Origin of the sequence: Roseicitreum antarcticum, assembly GCF_014681765.1 — a bacterium.
Taxonomy (GTDB): domain Bacteria; phylum Pseudomonadota; class Alphaproteobacteria; order Rhodobacterales; family Rhodobacteraceae; genus Roseicitreum; species Roseicitreum antarcticum.
The window spans coordinates 92737-115623 of record NZ_CP061502.1; the positions used below are offsets into that span (position 1 = coordinate 92737).

The following is a 22887-nucleotide window of genomic DNA, read 5'->3' on the forward strand; positions in this document are numbered from 1 at the left end:
TTCCCATGCTCACCGTAGAAACCCGCCATGCGATCCACCAAGACCACGCAAAAGGCATGGACACCGAGGCGCTGCGCAAGCATTTCCTGACGCCAGGCATGTTCGCTGAAGGCGAGATCCGCCTTGTCTACACCCATTACGACCGCTTCGTCATGGGCGGCGCGGTCCCTGCCGGCAAAGCGCTGACCCTCGATGAGGTGGCCGAGACACGCACGCCGTCCTTCCTCGACCGCCGGGAAATGGGCATCGTCAATATCGGCGACACCGGCACCGTTACCGCCGGTGGTGAGACCTACACGATGAACAACGGCGATGTCCTGTATCTGGGCATGGGCTCTGGCGCAGTCACGTTTGACGGCGCAGGCCGGTTCTACATCACCTCCGCACCTGCGCACCGCACCTGCCCGACGCGCCTCGTGACCGTGGCAGATGCCGCCGAGGTCAATCTGGGCGCGGCCGAGACCTCAAACAAGCGGACCATCCGCCAGTTCATCCACCCCACGGTAATGGACAGCTGCCAGCTGATCTTGGGATATACCTCGCTTCTGGACGGATCGGTCTGGAACACCATGCCCGCGCATATTCATGATCGCCGGATGGAGGCCTATCTGTACTTCGGCATGGCGCCTGAATCGCGCGTGCTGCACCTGATGGGTGAGCCGAAAGAGACGCGCCACCTGTTCATCGCCAACGAGGAAGGCGCGCTTTCGCCGCCCTGGTCGATCCACGCAGGCGCTGGCATCGGCGCCTATACCTTCATCTGGGCAATGGCCGGCGACAATGTCGACTACAAGGACGTGGAAATGCTGCCCGCCGAGGACTTGCTGTGAGCGGCCTTTTCTCTCTCAATGGGCGCAAGGCGCTCGTGACGGGCGCCAATACCGGCATCGGTCAGGCCATCGCAGTCGGGCTGGCACAGGCGGGGGCGCAGGTTGTCTGCGCCGGCCGCCGCGCCTGCGATGAAACCGTGGCGACGATCACAGAGGCGGGCGGCAAGGCAGAATCGATCCTTGTCGATTTCGCCGATCCCATGGCCGGGAAAGGCCTTTTCGACAGCCAGGGCTTTGATATTCTGGTCAATAATGCAGGCATCATCCGCCGCGCAGATGCCGTCGATTTCTCGGAAGAGGACTGGGACGCGGTGATGGATGTGAACCTCAAGGCACTGTTCTTCACCACACAGGCTTTCGCGCGTGACCTGCTGGCGCGCGGCGTGAATGGCCGTGTGGTCAACATCGCCTCGCTCCTGTCGTTTCAGGGCGGCATTCGCGTACCGTCCTATACCGCGTCGAAACACGGCGTGGCGGGGCTGACAAAGCTGCTGGCCAACGAATGGGCGGCCAAGGGTATCAACGTCAACGCTGTCGCCCCGGGGTACATCGAGACGAACAACACCGAAGCTCTGCGCGCCGATCCAGACCGCAACCGCGCCATTCTGGAGCGTATCCCCGCAGGGCGCTGGGGCAACGCTGAAGATATCGCGGGCGCGGCGGTTTACCTCTGCACCCCTGCATCGGCCTATGTGCATGGCGCGGTTCTGAACGTCGACGGAGGCTGGCTTGCACGCTGAACGGCTGAAACGCTCTGATGCCCCACGCCCCGGCGTGGGCATCGTCCATCTTGGCCTTGGCGCCTTCTACCGGGGCTTTGGCGCGGTCTATGTAGCCGATGCCATGGCGGCGTCTGGCGGCGACTGGGGTATCATCGGCGTATCGCTGCAAAGCCCCGGCACCCGTGATGCGCTGGTCCCGCAAGGCTGTGCCTATACCTCCGTCACGCTGGGTCCAGATGGTGAGGCTTGCCGGGTGATCGAGGTGCTGGAAGATGTCCTCGTCGCGCCCGAAGACCCTGCCGCCGTCCTGCGTGCCATGGCCGACCCGGCCGTGAAGATCGTATCATTGACCGTTACGGAAAAGGGCTATTGCCACGCCCCCGCCACCGGCGCGCTGAACCCTGACCACCCCGACGTCAAACACGATCTGGCGCATGATCTGCCACGTTCCGCACCGGGCTACATCGTGCGGGCGCTCCAGATGCGACGCGCGGCGGGCACGGCGCCCTTTACCGTGCTGACCTGCGACAACCTGCCCGACAACGGCACCGTCGTGCGCGGCGTGGTGCTGGACCTTGCCACCCGGATCGACCCCAAATTGGCCGGATGGATCAAGGCCGAGGTGCGGTTTCCAGCTACCATGGTGGACCGCATCACCCCCGCCACCACTGCCGACGACATCGCCCGCGTGACCAAGCTGACGGGCCGCAAAGACGCCGCTCCCGTGCTGCACGAACCCTTCCGCCAATGGGCGATCGAGGATGATTTCGTGGGCGGCCACCGCCCCGATTTCGCCGCCGCCGGGGCCGAAATGGTGGACAACGTCACCGCACACGAACACATGAAACTCCGGATGCTGAACGGCACGCATTCCTCGTTGGCCTATCTGGGCTACCTGGCGGGGTACGAGACCATCGCCGACACCATGGCGGATCCGGATTTTGGCGCCTTCCTGCGCCACCTGTGGACGGCGGAAATCGCGCCCGCCGTGGAAGCGCCCCCCGGGGTCAGCCTGTCGGATTATGCCGACGCCCTGTTCGACCGCTACGCCAACCCCGCGATCCGGCACCGCACATGGCAGATCGCCATGGATGGCAGCCAGAAACTGCCGCAGCGTATCCTCGGCACGGTGGCCAACGGGCTGGATGTCGGGCGCGCGACGCCGGGCCTTTGCCTCGCGATTGCGGGCTGGATGCGCTATGTCAGCGGCACCGATCTGGCAGGCAAACCGATTCAGGTCAAAGATCCGCTTGCCGCCGATCTGCGCGCCGTATGCGACGCGGCGGATAACATCGAGGACCGTGTACGCGGCCTGCTGGCGCTGCGCGCGATCTTCCCCGCGGCGCTGGCGGTAAAGCTGGAGGAACCCGTAATCGCGGCGGCCAAACAGCTTGAAACCCTCGGCGCAAAGGGCGCTGTCGCCGCTATCGGAACCAAACCATGACAGATCTCACGCCCCTTACCCTGCATCCGTCCGACAACGTCGCTGTCCTGACCGCGCGCGTTTTGGCGGGGGCAGACCCCTTGGACGTGGGCAACCCGCTGGCCAATCCAGTCTCGGCCGGGCACAAACTGGCCATCGCCCCGGTGGCCCAAGGCGCGGCGGTGCTGAAGTTCGGACAGATCATCGGGCTGGCGACAACCGACATCGCGCAGGGCGACCACGTGCACAGCCACAACTGCGCCTTTTCCGACCATGACCAAAGCTATGCCATCGGCGCCGATCTTGATGCCGCCCGCGCGGCCATCCCCGCCACCGCGCCGCGCACATTTCAGGGCTATGCCCGCGCCGACGGGCAGGTGGGCACGCGCAACTATATCGCGCTGCTGGCCACCGTGAACTGTTCCGCCACCGTGATCCGCCGCGCCGCCGCCGAGATCGAGGCCGAAGGCGCCCTGAGCGCCTTCCCCAACATCGACGGCGTGATTGCACTGGCGCATGGGACCGGCTGCGGCATGGCATCATCGGGCCGGGGGTTCGAGATCCTTGACCGCGTGCTCTGGGGCCATGCCACCCATCCCAATGTTGGCGCGGCGGTCTTCGTCGGGCTGGGGTGCGAGGTGATGCAGATCGCCCGGATGGAATCGCAGTTCGGCAAGGCCGGGACCGACCGTTTCCACGCCCTGACCATTCAGGACACCGGCGGCACCCGCGCCACGATCGACGCGATCAAGGCGCATCTGCGCAAGATCCTGCCGCAGGTGAACGACATCACCCGGACGCCCTGCCCGGTATCGGCGCTGCGCATCGGGCTGCAATGCGGCGGGTCGGACGGGTTTTCCTCCATCACCGCCAACCCCGCACTTGGCGTCGCCTCGGACCTTCTGGTGGGGCTGGGCGGCACCGCGATCCTGTCCGAAACACCAGAGATCTACGGCGCCGAACAACTGCTGCTGCGCCGCGCCGCCAGCGCGGATGTGGCGCAGAAACTCATCAGCCAATTGAAATGGTGGGAGGAGTACGCAGCCCAAGGCGGCGGTTCAATGGACAACAACCCCTCGCCCGGCAACAAGCAGGGCGGCATCACCACCATCCTGGAAAAATCCCTGGGCGCAGTGGCAAAGGCCGGCGCGACCCCGCTGATGGCGGTTTATGACTACGCCGAACACGTCACCACCCCCGGTTTCGTCTTCATGGACACGCCGGGCTATGATCCGGTGTCGGCTACCGGCCAGATTGCAGGCGGGGCTCAGATCATCGTGTTTACCACCGGGCGGGGCTCTGCCTTTGGCTCCAAACCCGCACCGACGATCAAGCTGGCAACCAGCGACCGGCTGTTCGCGCAGATGCCCGACGACATGGACATGACCTGCGGCGATGTGGTCTCGGCGGGCGTCAGCCTTCAGGACAAAGGCGCGGAAATCCTGGAGATGATTATTGCCACCGCTTCTGGCGTACCGACGAAATCCGAGACGCTGGGGCTGGGTGACAATGAATTCGTGCCATGGCAAACCGGGGCGGTGATGTAGTGCTGGCGGGAAAGACCGTCCGTTTGGGCAATCCGACACCCATCTGACGGCGGGGCAGCCTACCCGGTCTGCATTCCCGTCACCGCTTCCGCCACCGCCACGGCCAGCGCGGCATGCGCTTCGGGCGGCAGGTGAACGCCATCAATCGGCGACGCCATCGCGACCGTTCCCGCATCCAGAAACGCCGCGCCCAGTTCGTGGGCATGGGCGGCCAGCATCGGGCCCAGCCTGCGCGATTTCTCGGCACCGCCCCTTAGGCTTTCGCTGCGCGCGCCAAGCTCGACGACCGGGACCGGCGAAACAATCAAAAGACGCGGCGGCGCCCCGTCTGGTCCGGCATCGCTCAACAGGATACGACGGCCCAGCGTAAACACCCCCTTGGCAATATCAAATGCGGTCAGGCCCAGATGCGCCTTCAGGTCATTGGTGCCCAGCATCATCACCACGATATCCACCGGCGCGTGGCTTTCCAGAATGGCGGGCAGCAGCCGCAGCCCGTTCTTGTGCGGCCCGTCAAAAGGGTTGTCATGACAGGTGGTGCGTCCCGGCAGCCCCTCTTCCACCACGTCCCAATCAGGGCCGAGCAGCCCAGCCATGCGGCGCGGCCAGCGGGTTTGTGTATCATACCGCGTCCAGCGCCCGGCATCGCCCAGAGGGACCGAGCCATAGGTGTTTGAATCGCCAAAGCACAGCACCACCGGCACTATATGCTCCCCCCATCTTTCACCGCACCATCCTTCACCGCACCGTCCTTCGCCAGATCGCTGGCGCTGTATCCCAGCGCGGCCGAGGCCGCGCTGCTTGCCGACAGCAGCAACGCGACATATTCGTGCCGCCGCGCCTCTTCGAACCGGAAAACCGGGAAGGCGATGCTGATCGCGGCCACCGATTTGCCGATATGATCCAGAATCGGCACCGCCATGCAGCGCACCCCAGCCTCGCTTTCCTCGATCTCTTCCGAATAGCCGCGTGCCCGGGTTTCGTGCAGCTGCGCCATCAACACCTCTGGGTCGGTGATAGTGCGCGGCGCCATCTGCGTCAGCACCATCTTGCCCAGCCGTTCGCGGACTTCCTCATCATCGCGCCAGGCCAGCAATGCCTTGCCAAGCGAGGTGGAATGCAGCGGATTGCGCAGGCCCAGCGTCGATTGCATCGACAGCCCATAGGCCGAATCGTATTTGTGGATATAGGCGACCTTCTGTTCGCGGTCATCCAGCACACCAAGGTTGATCGATTCGCCCGTGGCGCGCGACATCCGGCCCATCTCCCGGTCAGCAATGCGCAACAGGTCAGACTGTCCGTTCAGCGACCGCGCACCCAGGCTGAACAGCTTCAGCGTCAGGCGAAACCGCTCGGTCTCGTGGTCCTGTTCGACATAGCCGAGGTCCACCATCGTGTGCAGCAGCCGGTGCGCCGTGGCCTTCGAGGTCATGGTGTGTTTCGCAATCTCGCCCAGGCTGGCCTGCCGGTCTTCGACCAAAGCCTCCAGCACGCCGAACACCTTCAGCGCTGCGGCAACATTCTCGGTTTTGGAAGGAGATTCGGCCATGGCGTCCATTCAGGAATTATGAAATGCCATTTTTGTTTGAATGGAACCTTGTGTCAAGATACTTTGATGAAGCCATTTAACACACTGAAATAAAAGCGAATAAATGACTCTCGGCATGTCTCAATTTTTCGTTGCATCGCCAGAGTGAATGTGCTTTCTTTAAAAAAGGAATGGCGTTTCATTTTTATGGGCCGCCAAGGGAAGTAGGAGGATCAGGGCGAATGCACCCCCTGTTGCGCGAAAAACCACGGCTCGCCGGGCGGCAGGAAATCTGCACGCTCATCGACCGACTGACGGAAAATCTGGTCAATATCGAAGATACGACCGGCGAATTCCTGCTGCGGCTCGACGATGGGCGCGTGATCGACACCAAGGGCTGGGCCGGATGGGAATGGACCCATGGCATCGGGCTTTACGGTCTGTTCAAATACACCCAGATCACCGACAGCACCCGCGCCCGCGCCATCATCGACGACTGGTTCGCCGCGCGTCTGGCCGAAGGAACGCCGACCAAGAACATCAACACCGTCGCCCCGTTCCTGACGCTGGCGTGCCTTTATGAACAGGCACCCAACCCGGTGTGGCGCGCCTACCTGGAAACCTGGGCCGAATGGGTGATGTACGACATGCCCCGCACCCGTCAGGGCGGTTTGCAGCATATCGTCTACAACAGCGTCAACGATCAGCAGATGTGGGATGACACCCTGATGATGAGCGTGATGCCGCTGGCCAAGATCGGGCTGGTCCTGAACCGGCCAGAATTCGTCGAGGAAGCCAAGTACCAGTTCCTTATCCATGCGCAGTACCTGGCGGACACACAATCGGGCCTGTGGTTCCACGGCTGGACCTTCGACGGCGATCACAACTTTGCCCGCGCACTCTGGGCGCGGGGCAACAGCTGGATCACCATCGCGATTCCGGAATTCATCGACCTTCTGGACCTGCCCCCCAGCGACCCGCTGCGCCGTCACTTGGTGTCGTTGCTGGAGCGTCAGGCGGCGACGCTGGCGAAAACCCAGCACGAAAGCGGGCTCTGGCACACGCTGGTCGATGATCCTGCAAGCTACCTGGAAGCATCAGCCACCGCCGGTTTCGCCTATGGCCTGCTGAAAGGCGTGCGCAAGCGCTACCTCGACGCCAGCTATCTGCCGGTGGCCGAACGCGCAGTCAAAGGCGTGATCGACAACATCAGCCCCGAGGGGGAACTGCAGCAAGTGTCCTTCGGCACCGCCATGGGCAGTGACCTGGATTTCTACCGCAAGATCAAGCTGACCTCGATGCCCTACGGGCAGGCGATGGCAATGCTGTGCCTCAGCGAGTTTCTGCTGACCTACACCTGACGCGCCCCGCCCGGACCAAAGGCAGCCGCGCGCAGCAAGCGACCCCGCCACCCCAAGAGGCGGCACCCGACACAACAGAGGAGGAACCACCATGAAACTGACTCGCAGAAAACTGCTTGGCACCGCAGGGGCCGCCGCCGCATTCTCGGCCCTGCCGATGCGCTTTGCGATGGCGCAGGACCGCAGCATCCGCCATTTCTGGTGGGGCAACCCCACCCGCGACGAACGCACCTTTCAGGTGATCGACCTTTTCAAGGCCGCGCACCCCCAGATCGACGTATCGGGCGAGGCGATCGGCTGGGGCGATTACTGGACGAAAATGGCCACCCAGACCGCGGGCGGCAACATGGCCGATGTGGTGCAGATGGACCATGGCTTCATCAACGAATACGTCAGCCGTGGCGCGCTGCTGCCGCTGGACGAATATGTCGGCAACGGCCTGCAGCTGGACCATTACGATGACGGCGCCAACGCGGTCGGCACCATCAATGGTGGCCTCTACGGGGTCAGCATCGGCTCGACCAGCCAGGCGATCCCCTACAACACGCGCGTGTTCGAGGAAGCCGGGGTGGAATTCGACCCGCTGAACTGGACCACCGAAGATTTCGCCGCCGCATGCGCGCGCATCACCGAACACACCGGCGGCGCGGTCACCGGGTCGGAAGACCTGTCGCTCTATATCGAGAACTTCGAAGTCTGGGTGCGCCAGGCCGGGCGCGAGATGTATTCCGAGGACGGCAAGATCGCCCTGACCGTGGAAGATGTCCGCTCCTACTGGGACTTCTGGGGCGAATTGCGCGAAGCCGGCGTGATCGAGGGCCCGGATGCCACTGTGCGCCTCGACAAGGGCATGAGCGAACTGGGCATCGTGCGCGGTACCTCGGCCATGACCTTCCGCTACGCCAACCAGGTCGGCGCAGTGCAAAGCCTGATGGCTGATCCCGTGGGCGCGGCCATGGTGCCGCACCGTGCGGGCATGGAATATGGTCATTTCGTGTTGCCCTCCATGTTCCTGTCGATGACCCGCGATGCGGGCGACAAGGAAGCCGTGATCGCCTATATCAACCACTGGATCACCAGCCCCGAGGCCATCGTGACCCTGGGCCTCGACCGCGGTATCCCGCCCAGCGAAATGGGCCGCGAAGCCCTCGCCCCGCACATGTCCGAGGTGGACAGCCGCGTGGTCGCCTACTTCAGCGGCATTCAGGACAAGATCGGCCCGACGCCGACCCGCAAGCCGAAAGGCGCGGGCGAGGTGCGCGACAACTTCATGCGCACCGGCACCGAGGTCGTCTTGGGCAACATGCCCGCCTCCGAGGCCGCCGAACGCTTTGTCGAGGATGCTGGCTATATCCTGGAACGCGCGCAGTAACGCGCGCAAGGTCCCGCCGCGAATCCCCTGTCGCGGCGGGCAACCTGACCGGCAACAGCGCCCTCCCGCCCATGGGCCGGGCGCTGTTGCCCCCCCCTTTTTTCGCAAACTTCCGGTGTCCCCTGATGCGTCGATTCTTCTCCCGAAATCTGCCCGGATACATGTTCTTGCTGCCGTGGCTGCTGGGGTTTTTCCTGCTGGCGCTGGGGCCGATTCTGGCGTCGCTTTATCTGGGCTTCACCCGCTATGACATGGTTTCCGCCCCGCGCTGGGTCGGGCTGGACAATTATCAGTATATGTTTGAACGCGACCGCCGGTTCTGGAAGGCGCTGGAGGTGACATTCACCTATGTTGCCCTTGCGGTGCCCCTGCGGCTGGCCATGGCGCTGGCCGTGGCGATGCTGCTGGACAAGGGGTTGCGCAGCATCGGGCTTTATCGCGCGATCTTCTACCTGCCCTCGATCCTCGGCGCGTCCATCGCCATTGCCATTCTGTGGCGTGCGATGTTCGGCATTGACGGCGTCGTCAACCAGGCACTGGCACTCTTCGGCATTCAAGGCATCGGCTGGATCACCACGCCCAGCACGTCGATCTATACCATGGTTGTGCTGGCGATGTGGCAGTTCGGCTCGCCCATGCTGATCTTTCTGGCCGGGCTGCGCAGCATTCCGCGCGACCTCTATGAAGCGTCCGAGATCGACGGCACATCCCCCGTGCGCCAGTTTTTCCGCATCACCCTGCCGCTGCTGGCGCCCGTCGTGTTCTTCAACCTCGTCTTGCAGATGATCGAGGCGTTCAAGACGTTCTCGTCCGCCTTCATCATCTCGAACGGGACGGGCGCGCCGGCGGACAGCCTGCTGTTCTATACTGTTTATCTGTTCAACGAAGCGTTCCGCTTCTTCCGCATGGGCTATGCCTCGGCATTGGCCTGGGTGCTTCTGGTCATCATCGCCGTGATTACCGTCATCGCCTTTGCAACGTCAAAATACTGGGTGCACTATGAAAACGAACGCGACTGATCTGGCGGCGGCCACCGCCGCATACATCAGCGCCGAGGCTGACATGAAGGCCCGCCGCAAGAAGCGCGCGCGGAACGCGCGCCTTCTGAAGCATGTCTTCCTGATCGCGCTGTCGTTCATCATGCTGTACCCGCTTCTGTGGCTCTTCGCGTCATCGCTGAAACCGGAATCCGAGATTTTCGCCAGCCTCGCGCTCTGGCCCTCGGACATCCAATGGTCGAACTACACCGAAGGCTGGTACGGGCTGCCGGTGTCGTTCACGCGGTTTTACTGGAACTCCACCATCGTCACGGTGCTGTCGGTCATCGGCAACCTGATCTCGTGTTCGTTCGCGGCCTATGCGTTCGCACGGCTGCAATTCAACGGCAAGACGTTGCTGTTCAGCCTGATGATGATGACCATGATGATCCCCTATCATGTGGTCCTGATCCCGCAATATGTGCTGTTCCTCAACCTCGGCTGGGTCGATACCTACCTGCCGCTGGTGGTGCCGCGCTTCCTTGCCGCCGATGGGTTCTTCATCTTCCTGATGATGCAGTTCTTCCGCCAGATCCCGCGCGAACTGGATGAGGCCGCGTCGATTGACGGGTGCTCGCCGTTCAAGATCTATTGGGCCGTCATCTTGCCCTTGTCGTTGCCCGCGATGGCCACCGCAGCGATCTTCTCGATGATCTGGGTGTGGGAGGACTTCCTGGCGCCGCTGATCTACCTCAACGATATCGACAGCTACACCGTGCCGCTGGCCCTGCGCCTGTTCCTCGATCAGGAAGGTCAGTCGAACTACGGACAGATGTTCGCCATGTCTGTGCTGTCGCTGGTGCCGGTGCTGATCTTCTTCATCGCCTTCCAGAAACTGATCATCCGCGGCATCGCAACCTCGGGCATGAAATAGGAATTGAACTGATGGCAGACCTTACCATTCGCAATGTCGGCAAGCGCTATGGCGCAGTGCGCGTGATCGACGGGCTGAACCTCGACATCCACGACGGCGAGTTTCTGGTGCTTGTCGGCCCGTCGGGCTGCGGCAAATCCACCCTGTTGCGCATGATCGCGGGGCTGGAAGAGATCTCGGACGGCACGATCTTCATCGACGACAAGATTGTCAACGATCTGCCCGCATCAAAGCGCGACCTGTCGATGGTGTTCCAATCGTACGCGCTTTATCCGCACATGAGCGTGCGCAAGAACCTGGCCTTCGGCTTGCAGAACCTGAAGATGAGCCGCAAGGAAGTGACCCGCCGGGTAGATGAGGCCGCGCGCGCGCTTCAGATCGAACCCCTGATGGACCGTAAGCCGCGCCAGCTTTCGGGCGGGCAGAAACAACGCGTTGCCATCGGCCGCGCCATCGTGCGCGAACCCAAACTGTTCCTGTTTGATGAACCTTTGTCGAACCTCGATGCCGAATTGCGGGTGCAGATGCGGGTGGAACTTGCCGCCCTCTATACCCGGCTGAAATCCACAATGATCTATGTCACCCACGATCAGGTCGAAGCGATGACCCTGGCGACCCGCATCGTCGTGCTGCGCGGCGGCAAGATCGAACAGGTCGGCACCCCGGAAGAGCTTTATAACCGCCCCGCCAACCTGTTCGTCGCGGGCTTCATCGGCTCGCCAAAGATCAACATGCTGCCCGCAACAATTCAGACCGGCCCCGACGGTCAGCGGCAACTGAAATGCGTTGATTTCGCCCCCTTCACCCCCGGCGTGCTGCCCGATGCGGGGGCCGAGGCCACGATCTGCGTTCGCCCCGAAGCTGTGCGCCTTGGCGCGGGTCAGGTGCAGACGACCGGCACGGTCCGGCTTGTGGAATACCTCGGCAGTGAAACGCTGGTCTATCTGGACCTGCCGTCCGGCCAATCGCTCTTGTTTCACGGCAGCGGGCGCGACAGTCACAAACAGGGCGACAGCGTGATTGTCGGGCTGGATCTGGCCGATATGCATGTGTTTGACGCCGACGGCCAGCGCGTCGCACCCGCCGCGGCGCAGGCAGCCTGACATGCGGTTCGTGATTGTCGGCTGCGGCTCGCGGCATGAGATGTTCGTCAAGGCGCTGACCGTCGACTATGCCGGCCGGCACCAACTGGTCGGTCTGTGCGACCTCAACCCGGTGCGGCTGCACCTGTCGCAGGCGTTGGCAGCGCAGGCGGGTGTGACGGTGCCGGGCTACGACATGGTGGCCTTTGGCCAGATGCTGACCGATCAGCGCCCCGATGCGGTCATCGTCACAACGCCGGATCACCTGCACGCGCGCTACATCATCGACAGCCTGGAGGCAGGGTGCGATGTCATCTGCGAAAAGCCGCTGACAGTCGATCTGCCCTCGCTCCAGGCGATCAGCGCGGCGCAGGCGCGCACCGGGCGCCGGGTCACGGTGACGTTCAACTATCGCTACGCCCCCGCACGCAGCCAATTGCACGAATTGCTTGATGCAGGCGTGATCGGCACGGTGACCGCTGTCACCTTCCGCTGGCGGCTGGACAGGGTGCATGGCGCGGATTACTTCCGCCGCTGGCATCGACAGAAGGCCAATTCCGGCGGGCTTCAGGTGCATAAATGCACGCATCATTTCGACCTGTTGAACTGGTGGCTGGACACCACGCCCAACGATGTCGCGGCCAGCGGGCAGCGCGCCTTCTACACGCCACAAACCGCCGAACGGCTGGGCCTGTCAGGCCACAGTACCCGCTGCGCCACCTGCCCTGTCGCGCAAAAATGCGACTTCCGTCTGGATCTGGACACCACGCCGCGCCTGAAGGCGATGTACCGCGCTGCCGAAGGGGCGGACGGGTATTTCCGCGATCTCTGCATCTGGGACCCTGCGATCGGGATCGAAGATACGATTCAGGCGCATATCCGCTACGCCTCGGGCGTCAGCGCCAATTACAGCCTGACCGCCTATGCCCCGCAGGAAGGCTTCGATGTAACCTTCATCGGCACCGAGGGCGAATTGTCCCATAGCCATGACGAAGTGCACGGCATTTTTGGCGGCACAAGGCCAAAGGGCCTGCGCGAAGCGATGCGCACCACCCTGCACCGCAGCGGCCACGCCCCCGAGGCGATTGCGATACCTGAAGGCGGCGGCGATCATGGCGGTGCCGATCCGGTAATGTTGGGCTATCTGCTGGCGCCCGAAACCATGCCAGCCCACGCCCATCTGGCCGCCCCCGACCATATGGCGGGTTGCTGGTCGGTCGGCACCGGCCTGGCCGTCGGTGCGGCAATCGCATCGGGTCAGGTGGTTTCGGTGCGCGACATGGTGGCATCGGTCTGAGTGTGCGGGGCGCTACTGCACCGCCAACAGCGCCTGCAAAGCGGCAATCTGCTCCGCGCCCGCCACCTTCGTCGCCCGCTCCAGCGCGCGATATTGCGCCAGCACTTCTTGCCCGGTGTCGGTCAGCACCGCGCCGCCGCCACCCGGGCCGCCGCGCGTGCTGCTCACCACCGGCGCATGGAACATGGCGTTCATCGTCTCGGTCAGCATCCAGGCACGCTTGTAGCTCATGCCCATGGCGCGCCCCGCCGCCGCGATGGACCCGGTGCGCGCGATCCCTTCCAGCAGCGCGGCCTTGCCCGGACCCATCATGCCGGTGGGACCAAAGACGATGCGCAACTTCAATGTCGGGTCGGTCAATCGGGATTCCATTGCCGCAGCATCGGCCAGCATCAAGGAATGCGCAAGCGACGAAAACGCAACGTTCGCCGGGCGCGGCAGGGCGAAACTGCATAAAATCGTCTGTTTCGCATGCGAAACAATTCGGCAAAGGAGAACGACGGATTTACGGCCTGACGCGTGGCGCCGCCCGTTAAATACATTGATTATAAATGAATATTCAGTGACCCCGCCCCGCGCAAAGGCCAGGCTGACGCGCTCTTAACGCAGGCGACGGCTGGAAACCGGATCGAACAGCAGCATGTCTTGGTAACGAAAACGGATGCCGGTTCGCGCCCCGACCTGAGGCAAAGCTGTCGCCGATTGCGCAGTCACCACCGTCAACGCGCGCTCCCCCCCACCCGTCAGCGTCAGATGCGTGCCATCACCCACCACGTCGCGGCCCGTGACCCGGTGGCTGTCGCCCGGCACCAACGCCAGATGCTGCGGGCGCAGGCCAACCGCAACCGTCGTGCCGTTATGGGCAAACAGGTGGCGCGGCAGCGGCGCCGTGCCCAGCCCCGGCAAGGTCAGCATCCCGTCATCGGCCCGCGCCGTAAGGACATTCAGCGCCGGGCTGGCAAGAAATTCCGCAACAAACAGCGTGTCAGGGTCGTGGCACAGATCCTGCGGTGCGCCCGCCTGCTCTACCCGTCCCGCGCGCAGCACCACAATCCTGTCGGCCAGCCGCATCGCCTCGGCCGGGTCATGGGTGCCGTAGATCAACGTCGTGCCTGTGTCGCGCAGCCGCTGCACCAACGCCTCACGCAGCGCTGCGCGCAGGCGGGCATCCTGTACGCTCAGCGGCTCATCCAGCAGCAACACAGGCGCGCGGCGCACGATAGCGCGGCCAAGGGCAGTGCGCTGCCGCTGATCTTCAGGCAGTTTGCGCACCTTCATGTGCAGGCAATCGTCCAGCTTCAGAAAGCGGGCGGTATCGGCAACACATCCTGCCGCATCGCCCGCGCGTACATCGACCGCCTTCAGCCCCAGCGCGATGTTTTCCGCAACCGTCAAATGCGGCACCAGCTCGTCCGTCGGATAGGCCATCACCACGCCGCGCTGCGCGGCGTCCAGTGCGGTCACATCCTGCGCGCCAATGCAGATCACCCCGCCCGAGGTTTTCTCCAACCCCGCGATCATCCGCATCAGCGTGGATTTGCAGCAGCCCTGCGGGCCGACGAAGACACAAACCTCGCCCGCAGCCACATCAATGTCGATGTCATGGATGACCTGAAGCGCGCCGTAGCGTTTGACGACCTTGCGCAGGGAAACACCGGACATCCGCTCAACCCTCTTTCGCTGCGGGCGCGGTGCGGCGCGCGCGACCTGCAGACTGGGGAAAGCGCCAGCTTTCCGCCTCTTGCCCGATGGTGGCTGCCACGGGTTGAAGCACCGGCAGCAGCGCGGCCAACCCGCCCAGCGACATGCGCCGCGTGGTCGAGGTGATCGACATCGCCCCCAGCAACCCGCCCGCCTGACCCAGGATCGGCAGCGCAACGCAGATGATACCTGCCTCATGCTCTTCGTTGTCGAACGCGAAGCCCTGGGCACGGATCTGGCGCAGCTCGGCCTCCAGCGCGCGGGGGTTGGTAAGGGTGGTGTCGGTGAACCGGTGAAACGACTGGCGCGCGATCAGCCCGGGCAGCCGGTCAGGTGCGGCAAATGCCAGCATCACCTTGCCAACGCCGGTGCAATAGGCCGGCCCGACCTTGCCCGCCTGCGCATACATCGCCACCGGGTCGCGGGCGTTGCGCTTGTCGACATAAAGCACCTGCGCATTGTCAAGCTGCGCCAGATGCACGGTTTCGCCCACCTGTGCCGACAGCGCGTCCATATGTGGCCGCGCGATCGGCGCCAGCGAGGAATGCTGCCATGCCACATGCGCCAGCCGCACCAGCCGCAGCCCCAGCGCATAGGCCTGCGCGCCCGGGTCATGCGTCAGCATCCCCTGACTGACCAGCGTTTGCAGCAGACGATACAGCGTCGCTTTCGGGTAGGGACTGATCGCCAGCACTTCCGAAAACCGCACGGGGCGGGCGAAACCCGCCACAAGGTCCAGCACTTCCAACGCCTTGCCGACGGTGCCATCTGGTTGCGCGCCCTCTGCCACCCCCGCCCCCTGCGTATCGAAGTTCCGGAAATCCGACGTTGACAAAGCGTAGCGAGTCGCCGAATACTTTTCAATATGTAAAACCTTGTTCCATATAATGAAACTTAAATTTTCGACGGCAAGGAGGATCACATGCCATCTGTTCCGCACAGCACCAACAGCGCGCCGGGGGCACGCTGATGGCAGAGGCACCGCATCAACAGGCGACCGACGCGGGCCTTGGCTGCGACTGGATCGCGGTCGATTGGGGCACCACGCATCTGCGCGCCTGGGCGATGGATGCAGGCGCGCAGGCGCTGGATCAGGCGTCCTCGGCCGATGGTATGGCAGGGCTCGCGCAGGACGGGTTTGAACCGGCATTGATCGCGCTGATCGCGCCGTGGCTGTCATCCGACCGCTGCGTGCCGGTGATCGCCTGCGGCATGGTCGGCAGCCGTCAGGGCTGGGTAGAGGCCGCGTATCGCGCCACGCCCTGCACCGCTCTGGCCGATGAAACCACCCGCCCGCAGGTCGCCGACCCGCGCATCGCCGTGCATATCGCGCCCGGCATCAGCCAGAACAGCCCCGCCGATGTGATGCGCGGCGAAGAAACACAGATTGCCGGTTTCCTCGCGCTCAACCCCCGGTTTGACGGCGTTATCTGCCTGCCCGGCACGCACAGCAAATGGGTTCAGGTCAGCGCGGGCGAAATCGTCAGCTTCCAGACCTTCATGACGGGCGAGATGTTCGCCACCCTGTCGCGCCACACCGTCCTGCGCCATTCCGTAACCGAAGGCTGGGACGATGCCGCGTTCGACGCTGCGCTGTCGGATGCCCTGTCGCGCCCCGAACGGCTGGCGGCGCGGCTGTTCACCCTGCGCGCCGACGGCCTCTTGCACGGCCAGCCGGGCGGCGTGGCGCGGGCGAAGCTGTCGGGCGCGTTGATCGGGGCGGAACTGGCGGCGGCGAAACCCTATTGGCTGGGCATGAATATCGCGCTGATCGGCGCGCCTGACCTCTGCGCCACCTATGCCCGCGCGCTCAACACGCAGGGCGCCACCCCCGTCACGCTGGACAGCGCGCCGATGACCCGTGCCGGGCTGGCCGCCATCCGCAAACAGATAGAGGACATGCCATGACCCGCCCGCTGATCGCCATTCTACGCGGCTTGACGCCGGACCTGGCCGCCGTCATGGCAAAGGCGCTGGTGGACGCGGGCATCACCCGGATCGAGGTGCCGCTGAACTCGCCTGACCCGCTGGAAAGCATCCGGGCCATGGTGGCGGCAATGGCGGGCCACGATGACGTGCTGATCGGCGCGGGCACCGTGCTGCGCGTCGATGACGTGGCGGCCGTGGCGGCGGCAGGGGGGCGGCTGATCGTGTCACCCGACACCGATGCGGATGTGATCCGCGCCACGAAGGCGGCAGGCCTGGCCAGCTATCCCGGCGCGTTGACGCCGACCGAATGCTTCTGCGCGCTGAAATCCGGCGCAGACGGGATCAAGGTTTTCCCCGCCTTCCAGATGGGGCAGGAGGGCCTGCGTGCCCTGCGCGCGGTCCTGCCCGCAGATGTGCCGGTCTACATGGTCGGCGGCGTCGGCGCGGGCGATTTCAAGGGGTGGCGCGCCGCGGGGGCCAGCGGCTTCGGACTGGGCACCGGGCTTTACAAACCGGGCTTCAGCGTTGCTGACGTTACAGCGCGCGCGCGCGAATATGTGGACGCATGGGACAGGAGCGCGACATGATTTTTGATCCTGCACATTGCACCCTTGGCGAAGGCCCGATGTGGCACCCGGTGCGCCAACAGCTGTTCTGGTTCGATATTCTGGGGCAAAAGCTCTTTTGCCGGGGCGACGGTGGCGCGCAAAGCTGGGACATGGGCGAATACGCCTCGGCCGCCGGATGGGTGGACCGCGACACGCTGCTGGTCGCCACGCAAACCGCGCTGCTGCGGTTTGACCTGATCACCGGCACGGGCACCAAGCTGCTGGCGCTGGAAGGCGACAACCCTGTCACCCGGTCGAACGATGGCCGCGCTGACGCGCAGGGCGGGTTCTGGATCGGCACTATGGGCATCAATGCCGAACCCGGCGCGGGCGCGATCTACCGCTTCTATCGCGGCGCGCTGACCCGGGTGTGGGACAGCATCACCATTCCCAACGCCATCTGTTTTGCGCCGGGCGGGCGGCTCATGTATTTCGCCGACACGCCCACGCGCACCATCTGGGCGCAGAAGCTGGATGCCGAAGGCTGGCCCGATGGACCCCGCCGGGTGTTCGTGGACCTCAACGACCCGAGCGCCGAGGGGCCGGATACCGATGCTGACGCATTTGCCGGGTTCAACCCCGATGGGGCGGTCGTGGACGCCGCAGGCAACCTGTGGAACGCGCAATGGGGTGCGGGCCGGGTTGCGGCTTATAGCCCTGCGGGCAAACGGGTGCGCAGCGTGGATTTCCCCGCCAGTCAGACCTCATGTCCCGCCTTCGGTGGCGCGGATGGCCAGCAGATGTTCTGCACGACAGCGCGCGACGGGCTGGCGGCCCCCACCCAAAACGACGGTGCCACCTTCGCCCTGCCCGGCATCGCGCAGGGCCAGACCGAGCATCAGGTGATCTTGTAGCAATGCAGCGGGGTTGGACCAAAGGGTCCGCCCCGCCACTACGATTCCATCCTTACGTCACCCTTTTGGCGCGTAATCAACCCGCGTCAGGTCGATCGCCTGCCCGCTGATCGCCGATTGCTGCGCGGCCATACCAATGGCCACCGCCCACCAGCCATCACGCAACGACACTTGCGTCGCACCGCCGTCGCGCACCACCCGGGCAAAACCCTGATGCTGATAGAAGGTCGAGCCATTGTGATCCCCCGCCGCCAACAGCGCGGGGTCTACCGGCACGTCCAGCACCACCGGCCCCTTGGGATCGCGCGGGCTGACGATGACCTGCGGCACGGGCGCATCGCCCAGATGCGCGGGCCAGAACCGCCCCGGGCCGGGCACCAGGCATTCGATCTTGCCCGCAGGCCCCACCGCGCTGATCTCTTCTTGATAGCGCGCGCCCTCGGCGAACATGCACAGCTCCAGCATCGCGCGCAGACCGTTTTCAAAATCGACGATCACATAGGCGTTGTCCCAGATGTCGCTGGGCTGGCCGTCATAAACCTCATCCAGATGGTTCACCGACTGTCCGCCCGACGCCATGACGCGCACCGGATCGCACCCCGCGATCAGCCGCATCAGGTCGAAGAAATGGCAACATTTTTCGACCAGGGTGCCGCCGGTCTTTTGGCTGAGGCGGTTCCAGTCGCCGACTTTTTCCAGGAAGGGAAAGCGATGCTCGCGGATCGTCAACATGCGGATCCCGCCGGTCGCAGCCTGCGCCTGCGCGATCAGATGCGCCACGGGCGGCATGTAGCGGTATTCCATCGCCACCCAGATCGGCGCGGGATAGGCGGCGCGCAGGGCAGCAAGCCGGGGCGCGTCGGCCGGGTCGGTGAACAGCGGCTTTTCCACCAGAATAGGCAGCGCGCGGATCGCGGCGATTTCCTCCAGCTGGGCAAGGTGCAGAAAGTTCGGGCTGGCAATCAGCAGGCAGTTCACCTCGGCCACCGCCAACACCTCGGCCAGGCTGTCCACCATGACCGCCCCGGGGGCCAGGCCGCTTGCAGCCACCCGCATTGCGGCATCAGGTTCAAAGATCGCACCGACGCGGGCACCGGGGATCAGCGCGATATTGCGCAGATGCTCCTGCCCCATCATGCCGCATCCGATGATTCCATAGCATAGGTCTGTCACTGTCTGTATCCTGTTGGTCTGGCCCGGGGGCCGTTCGTGTGAGGCCCGACTATTTCAGCCGGGCGATGTAGCGCGTGGTGTCGGGGTCGAACCATGTCCATGACGCCTCGGCCCGCGCGCCGTCCTGCGCCCAGCTGATCCGCGTAATCAGCGGCAAGGGGGTGCCAGGCACATGGGGAAACGCGGGCGGCGCCCAGCCGGGCAGCGCGCCCTGTCCGATCTGATCTTCAGCACGCGCAATCCAGAGGTTCAGCCGCTGACGGTAGAACAGATACAGCGATTCCGACAGATCGCCGATTTCCAGCCGGTCGATATACCCCGCGTCCAGCCAGATCTCCTCGACCGCGGCCATCTGCCGTGACAAAAAGCGCAGGCGGCGGATGCGGTGCCCTTCGGCATGGTTGCCGAAATCCGGCAGGGCGGGATCCTTCGGCCGCCGGTCCACCGACAGCACCTGCGCTGTGGGCAGCCCGCCGCCCGAAACACGCTCCAACCGAAACAGCGCATAGACTGACTCGGGGTCAGACTTCGCGCGGATATAATTGCCCGACCCCTGCACCCGCACCAGCATCCCGCGCGAGGTCAGCTCGCGCAGCGCGGCGCGCAACGTGCCGACTGCAATGCCCAGATCGGTCGCCATTTCCCGTTCAGGCGGCAGCTTTTCACCATCCATCAACCGCCCCGCCGCGATGTCGCGGATCAGCAGTTCGCAGATTTGCAAGTACAGGGGAAGGACCCCGCTGTCAGCCATCGCACCGGCTCCGGATTAAAATTGATATACTATTGATCTACATCAAAGTGCGTGCTACGCAAGTCAAAATCGCATATCGGATACGCCTTTTACGCGGCGGTTCCAGACCATTGGGAGATTCTGCCTTGACCATCGTTCCTGTCACCTCTGCCGATCTTGATGCCGCCGAGGTCAGCTGGTTCGCCGCCCTGTGTTCCGATGATTACGAATATCTCGGCGTGCCGGACGGACGGCTGCGGTCCAGTTGGGACCATTGCTCCGGCATCGTGAAAAAGGCCGAAACGATGGGGTTTCGCAACATCCTGTGCCCGTCCAGCTATCAGGTGGGGCAGGACACACTGTCCTTCGTGGCGGGCTGCGCGCCGATCACCGACCGCATCAACCTTCTGGCCGCGATCCGGTGTGGTGAGATGCAGCCGATCATGCTGGCCCGCACCGTCGCGACGCTGGACCACATGCTGAAAGGGCGGCTGACACTCAACGTCATCAGCTCCGACTTCCCCGGCGAGGTCGCGGAATCGTCCTTCCGCTACAAGCGCAGCCACGAGGTTGTGCAGATCCTGCGTCAGGCATGGACCCGCGACACCATCGACCACGACGGCGAGGTGTATCAATTCAAAGGCGTGCCCACCGACCCCGCGCGCCCCTATCAGCAAAACGGGGGGCCGCTGCTGTACTTCGGCGGCTATTCCCCCGATGCGCTGGAACTCTGCGGTGCGCAATGTGACGTGTACCTGATGTGGCCGGAACCGAAGGAACAACTGGCGCAGCGCATGCGCGACGCCCATGCCCGGGCTCAGGCGCATGGCCGCACGCTGGACTATGGCCTGCGCGTCCACATGATCGTGCGCGATACCGAAGCCGAAGCGCGGGAATATGCCGAACATCTGGTCAGCAAGCTGGACGATGAATACGGCAAGCTGATCCGCGAACGCGCGCATGACAGCATCAGCCTTGGCGTGGCGCATCAGGCCCGTGCCCGCGAACTGGCCGATAAATTCGGCTATTCCGAACCCGGCCTCTGGACCGGGGTGGGCCGCGCGCGGTCGGGATGCGGTGCCGCGCTGGTCGGGTCCACCGATCAGATCCTGTCCAAGATCGAAGAATACCAAAAGATGGGCATCCGCGCCTTCATCTTCTCGGGCTATCCCCACATGGATGAGGCCGATCACTTCGGCACCAAGGTCATGCCGCATCTGAAAACCTGCTCGCTGCCACAGGCCTATGGCCGGGTGCCTGCCAGCACCCCTGCCACCCCCCTTGGCATCGGAGAAAGACGTTGAGCACGATGGAAAAAATTCAAACCGGCCCTGTTTCCCTGTCCCGCATCGTCTATGGCATGTGGCGGTTGGGTGATGACAGCGACACCCGCCCCGCGCATGTGCAGGCGAAGGTCGAGGCCTGCCTGGCGCAGGGCATCACCACCATGGACCAGGCCGACATCTATGGCGACTACACCGCCGAGACGATCCTGGGCGACGCGCTGCGCGCCGCCCCGCACCTGCGCGACCAGATCGAAATCGTCACCAAATGCGACATCGTGGCCCCGGTCGGTCGTCATGCGGGCGCACGGGTGAAGCACTACGACACCTCTGCCGCGCATATCAACGCCTCGGTCGAGGCCAGCTTGCGCGACATGGCCACCGACCGGATCGACCTGTTGCTGATCCACCGCCCCGACCCGCTTATGGACCACCATGAGACGGGCGCGGCGCTGGATGCGCTGGTCAGCAGCGGAAAAGTGCGGGCGGTCGGCGTGTCGAACTTCCGGCCCTTCGACTGGAACCTGCTGCAATCGGCAATGCAGACACCGCTGGTCGCCAACCAGATCGAGCTGTCGCTGATCGCCCACGACGCCTTCACCAATGGCGATCTGGCGCATCTGCAACAGCACGGCGTCGCCCCCATGGCATGGTCGCCGCTGGCCGGCGGGGCGCTGATGACCGGCGGCCCCGATGCCCCGAACGCTGAATTGCGCGCAAAGCTCGACTCCGTCGCCAAGGATCACGGCACGGATGCGTCCGCCGTGGCAGTGGCATGGCTGTTGCGTCACCCGGCGCGCATCCTCCCCGTGATGGGGACCAACAGCCTGCCGCGCATTTCCGCGCTGTCGAACGCGCTGAAGATCGAAATGGATCGTCAGACGTGGTTTGAACTCTATACCTTAGCCCTTGGACATGAGGTCGCATGATGGCGGATGGAGGCAGAATGAACGACAACAGCAGCACCACGGCAGGGATTGACACCCGGGCCTATCGCGACGCGCTGGGGCGCTTTGCCACCGGCGTGACCGTGGTAACCGCGCAGGGGCCGAACGGGCCTCTGGGCTTTACCGCAAACAGCTTCGCCTCGGTCTCCATGGACCCGCCCTTGGTGCTTTGGTCACCCGCGCGCTCTTCCAGCCGCTTCGGGGTGTTTTCCACTGCCACGCATTACGCCATCCATGTGCTGGCCGATCATCAAGGCGATCTGTGCGCGCGCTTTGCCAAGGGTGACGCGGGCTTTGCCGATCTGGCGCATGATGTGAACGCGCACGGCGTGCCGGTGCTGCCCGGCGTGCTGGCGCGGTTCGATTGCGCGCAACACGCCACCCATGACGGTGGCGACCATCTCATCGTGGTGGGCCGCGTGCTGGACTTCGATCTGGCCCCCGGCCTGCCTTTGCTGTTCTCGCAGGGGCGGCTGTGCCAGGTGGCGGCAGGGAACTAGCAACGCGCGCGGTGGTCCTGCCAAACGGCAGGGCAAGACCGCAAGACACAGGCACGGCAAGGAACAAAGGGTCCGGGTCGGATGCGCAT

At 64.2% G+C, this 22887-nt stretch carries 23 protein-coding genes; 16 read left to right on the forward strand and 7 right to left on the reverse strand.

What is annotated here, in order from left to right:
• Positions 1 to 5 precede the first annotated feature (5 nt).
• The 4 genes from kduI to H9529_RS19000 are packed head-to-tail and all read left to right on the forward strand — an operon-like array spanning position 6 to position 4522.
• Positions 6 to 830 carry a 5-dehydro-4-deoxy-D-glucuronate isomerase gene (gene kduI / locus H9529_RS18985; RefSeq protein ID WP_092889056.1) on the forward strand — a complete coding sequence of 275 codons (825 nt, stop codon included), beginning with the start codon at positions 6 to 8 and terminating at the stop codon, positions 828 to 830.
• Positions 827 to 1570: a 2-dehydro-3-deoxy-D-gluconate 5-dehydrogenase KduD gene (gene kduD, locus H9529_RS18990; protein ID WP_092889053.1), complete on the forward strand. Its 744-nt coding sequence runs from the start codon at positions 827 to 829 to the stop codon at positions 1568 to 1570. Before kduI ends, kduD begins: the two co-directional genes overlap by 4 nt.
• Positions 1560 to 2996 (forward strand): mannitol dehydrogenase family protein, encoded by a 1437-nt coding sequence (locus H9529_RS18995; protein WP_223814429.1) that lies wholly within the window; start codon positions 1560 to 1562, stop codon positions 2994 to 2996. Before kduD ends, H9529_RS18995 begins: the two co-directional genes overlap by 11 nt.
• Positions 2993 to 4522, forward strand: a complete 1530-nt coding sequence (locus tag H9529_RS19000) for a UxaA family hydrolase (protein ID WP_092889050.1) — start codon at positions 2993 to 2995, stop codon at positions 4520 to 4522. The genes H9529_RS18995 and H9529_RS19000 overlap by 4 nt, the downstream gene beginning before the upstream one ends.
• A 59-nt stretch (positions 4523 to 4581) precedes the next feature.
• Here H9529_RS19000 and H9529_RS19005 read toward each other — a convergent pair whose 3' ends face one another.
• Both H9529_RS19005 and kdgR read right to left on the reverse strand, forming a co-directional pair.
• Complete coding sequence (locus H9529_RS19005; RefSeq protein ID WP_176847084.1) at positions 4582 to 5226, reverse strand: GDSL-type esterase/lipase family protein; 645 nt, start codon at positions 5224 to 5226, stop codon at positions 4582 to 4584.
• Positions 5226 to 6071: a DNA-binding transcriptional regulator KdgR gene (gene kdgR, locus H9529_RS19010; RefSeq protein ID WP_092889247.1), complete on the reverse strand. Its 846-nt coding sequence runs from the start codon at positions 6069 to 6071 to the stop codon at positions 5226 to 5228. The genes H9529_RS19005 and kdgR overlap by 1 nt, the downstream gene beginning before the upstream one ends.
• A 221-nt stretch (positions 6072 to 6292) precedes the next feature.
• Here kdgR and bglB point away from each other — a divergent pair, with 221 nt between their 5' ends.
• From bglB to H9529_RS19040, 6 genes are all read left to right on the forward strand, one after another.
• On the forward strand, positions 6293 to 7411 hold the full coding sequence (gene bglB / locus H9529_RS19015) for a beta-galactosidase BglB (RefSeq protein ID WP_092889044.1): 1119 nt from the start codon (positions 6293 to 6295) through the stop codon (positions 7409 to 7411).
• Between the two features lie 91 nt (positions 7412 to 7502).
• Positions 7503 to 8783, forward strand: a complete 1281-nt coding sequence (locus tag H9529_RS19020; protein WP_092889041.1) for an ABC transporter substrate-binding protein — start codon at positions 7503 to 7505, stop codon at positions 8781 to 8783.
• Between the two features lie 125 nt (positions 8784 to 8908).
• A complete protein-coding gene (locus tag H9529_RS19025; protein WP_092889244.1) occupies positions 8909 to 9802 on the forward strand; it encodes a carbohydrate ABC transporter permease in 894 nt (297 codons plus the stop codon).
• Positions 9803 to 9845: 43 nt separating this feature from the next.
• Positions 9846 to 10694 (forward strand): carbohydrate ABC transporter permease, encoded by an 849-nt coding sequence (locus H9529_RS19030; RefSeq protein ID WP_223814438.1) that lies wholly within the window; start codon positions 9846 to 9848, stop codon positions 10692 to 10694.
• 11 nt (positions 10695 to 10705) lie between these two features.
• Positions 10706 to 11797: an ABC transporter ATP-binding protein gene (locus H9529_RS19035; protein ID WP_092889035.1), complete on the forward strand. Its 1092-nt coding sequence runs from the start codon at positions 10706 to 10708 to the stop codon at positions 11795 to 11797.
• A gap of 1 nt (position 11798) precedes the next feature.
• Positions 11799 to 13073, forward strand: a complete 1275-nt coding sequence (locus H9529_RS19040; RefSeq protein ID WP_092889032.1) for a Gfo/Idh/MocA family protein — start codon at positions 11799 to 11801, stop codon at positions 13071 to 13073.
• A gap of 12 nt (positions 13074 to 13085) precedes the next feature.
• Here H9529_RS19040 and H9529_RS19045 read toward each other — a convergent pair whose 3' ends face one another.
• The 3 genes from H9529_RS19045 to H9529_RS19055 form a co-directional block, all read right to left on the reverse strand.
• The gene (locus H9529_RS19045) at positions 13086 to 13445 is read right to left on the reverse strand and encodes a winged helix-turn-helix domain-containing protein (RefSeq protein WP_092889241.1); all 360 of its coding nucleotides are present in this window, start codon (positions 13443 to 13445) and stop codon (positions 13086 to 13088) included.
• Positions 13446 to 13673: 228 nt separating this feature from the next.
• Entirely contained in the window at positions 13674 to 14735 is a 1062-nt protein-coding gene (locus tag H9529_RS19050; protein WP_092889029.1) for an ABC transporter ATP-binding protein, read from the reverse strand.
• A gap of 4 nt (positions 14736 to 14739) precedes the next feature.
• Complete coding sequence (locus tag H9529_RS19055; protein ID WP_092889026.1) at positions 14740 to 15564, reverse strand: IclR family transcriptional regulator; 825 nt, start codon at positions 15562 to 15564, stop codon at positions 14740 to 14742.
• 179 nt (positions 15565 to 15743) lie between these two features.
• On the opposite strand from H9529_RS19055, the gene H9529_RS19060 reads away from it, so the two are divergent.
• The 3 genes from H9529_RS19060 to H9529_RS19070 are packed head-to-tail and all read left to right on the forward strand — an operon-like array spanning position 15744 to position 18165.
• Positions 15744 to 16682, forward strand: a complete 939-nt coding sequence (locus H9529_RS19060) for a 2-dehydro-3-deoxygalactonokinase (RefSeq protein WP_092889023.1) — start codon at positions 15744 to 15746, stop codon at positions 16680 to 16682.
• A complete protein-coding gene (locus H9529_RS19065) occupies positions 16679 to 17290 on the forward strand; it encodes a 2-dehydro-3-deoxy-6-phosphogalactonate aldolase (protein ID WP_092889020.1) in 612 nt (203 codons plus the stop codon). The genes H9529_RS19060 and H9529_RS19065 overlap by 4 nt, the downstream gene beginning before the upstream one ends.
• Complete coding sequence (locus H9529_RS19070) at positions 17287 to 18165, forward strand: SMP-30/gluconolactonase/LRE family protein (RefSeq protein ID WP_092889017.1); 879 nt, start codon at positions 17287 to 17289, stop codon at positions 18163 to 18165. Before H9529_RS19065 ends, H9529_RS19070 begins: the two co-directional genes overlap by 4 nt.
• A 57-nt stretch (positions 18166 to 18222) precedes the next feature.
• Here the strand turns inward: H9529_RS19070 and H9529_RS19075 are convergent, their stop codons facing one another.
• Both H9529_RS19075 and H9529_RS19080 read right to left on the reverse strand, forming a co-directional pair.
• Complete coding sequence (locus H9529_RS19075; RefSeq protein ID WP_092889014.1) at positions 18223 to 19338, reverse strand: Gfo/Idh/MocA family protein; 1116 nt, start codon at positions 19336 to 19338, stop codon at positions 18223 to 18225.
• Between the two features lie 49 nt (positions 19339 to 19387).
• Positions 19388 to 20089 (reverse strand): GntR family transcriptional regulator, encoded by a 702-nt coding sequence (locus tag H9529_RS19080; RefSeq protein WP_092889011.1) that lies wholly within the window; start codon positions 20087 to 20089, stop codon positions 19388 to 19390.
• A 125-nt stretch (positions 20090 to 20214) separates the two neighbouring features.
• On the opposite strand from H9529_RS19080, the gene H9529_RS19085 reads away from it, so the two are divergent.
• From H9529_RS19085 to H9529_RS19095, 3 genes are read left to right on the forward strand one after another with little or no spacing between them, the layout of a single operon-like run.
• Entirely contained in the window at positions 20215 to 21372 is a 1158-nt protein-coding gene (locus H9529_RS19085; RefSeq protein ID WP_092889008.1) for an LLM class flavin-dependent oxidoreductase, read from the forward strand.
• 5 nt (positions 21373 to 21377) lie between these two features.
• Positions 21378 to 22280, forward strand: a complete 903-nt coding sequence (locus H9529_RS19090) for an aldo/keto reductase (RefSeq protein WP_092889005.1) — start codon at positions 21378 to 21380, stop codon at positions 22278 to 22280.
• A 17-nt stretch (positions 22281 to 22297) separates the two neighbouring features.
• Positions 22298 to 22798 (forward strand): flavin reductase family protein, encoded by a 501-nt coding sequence (locus H9529_RS19095; protein ID WP_092889238.1) that lies wholly within the window; start codon positions 22298 to 22300, stop codon positions 22796 to 22798.
• Positions 22799 to 22887: the final 89 nt, after the last annotated feature.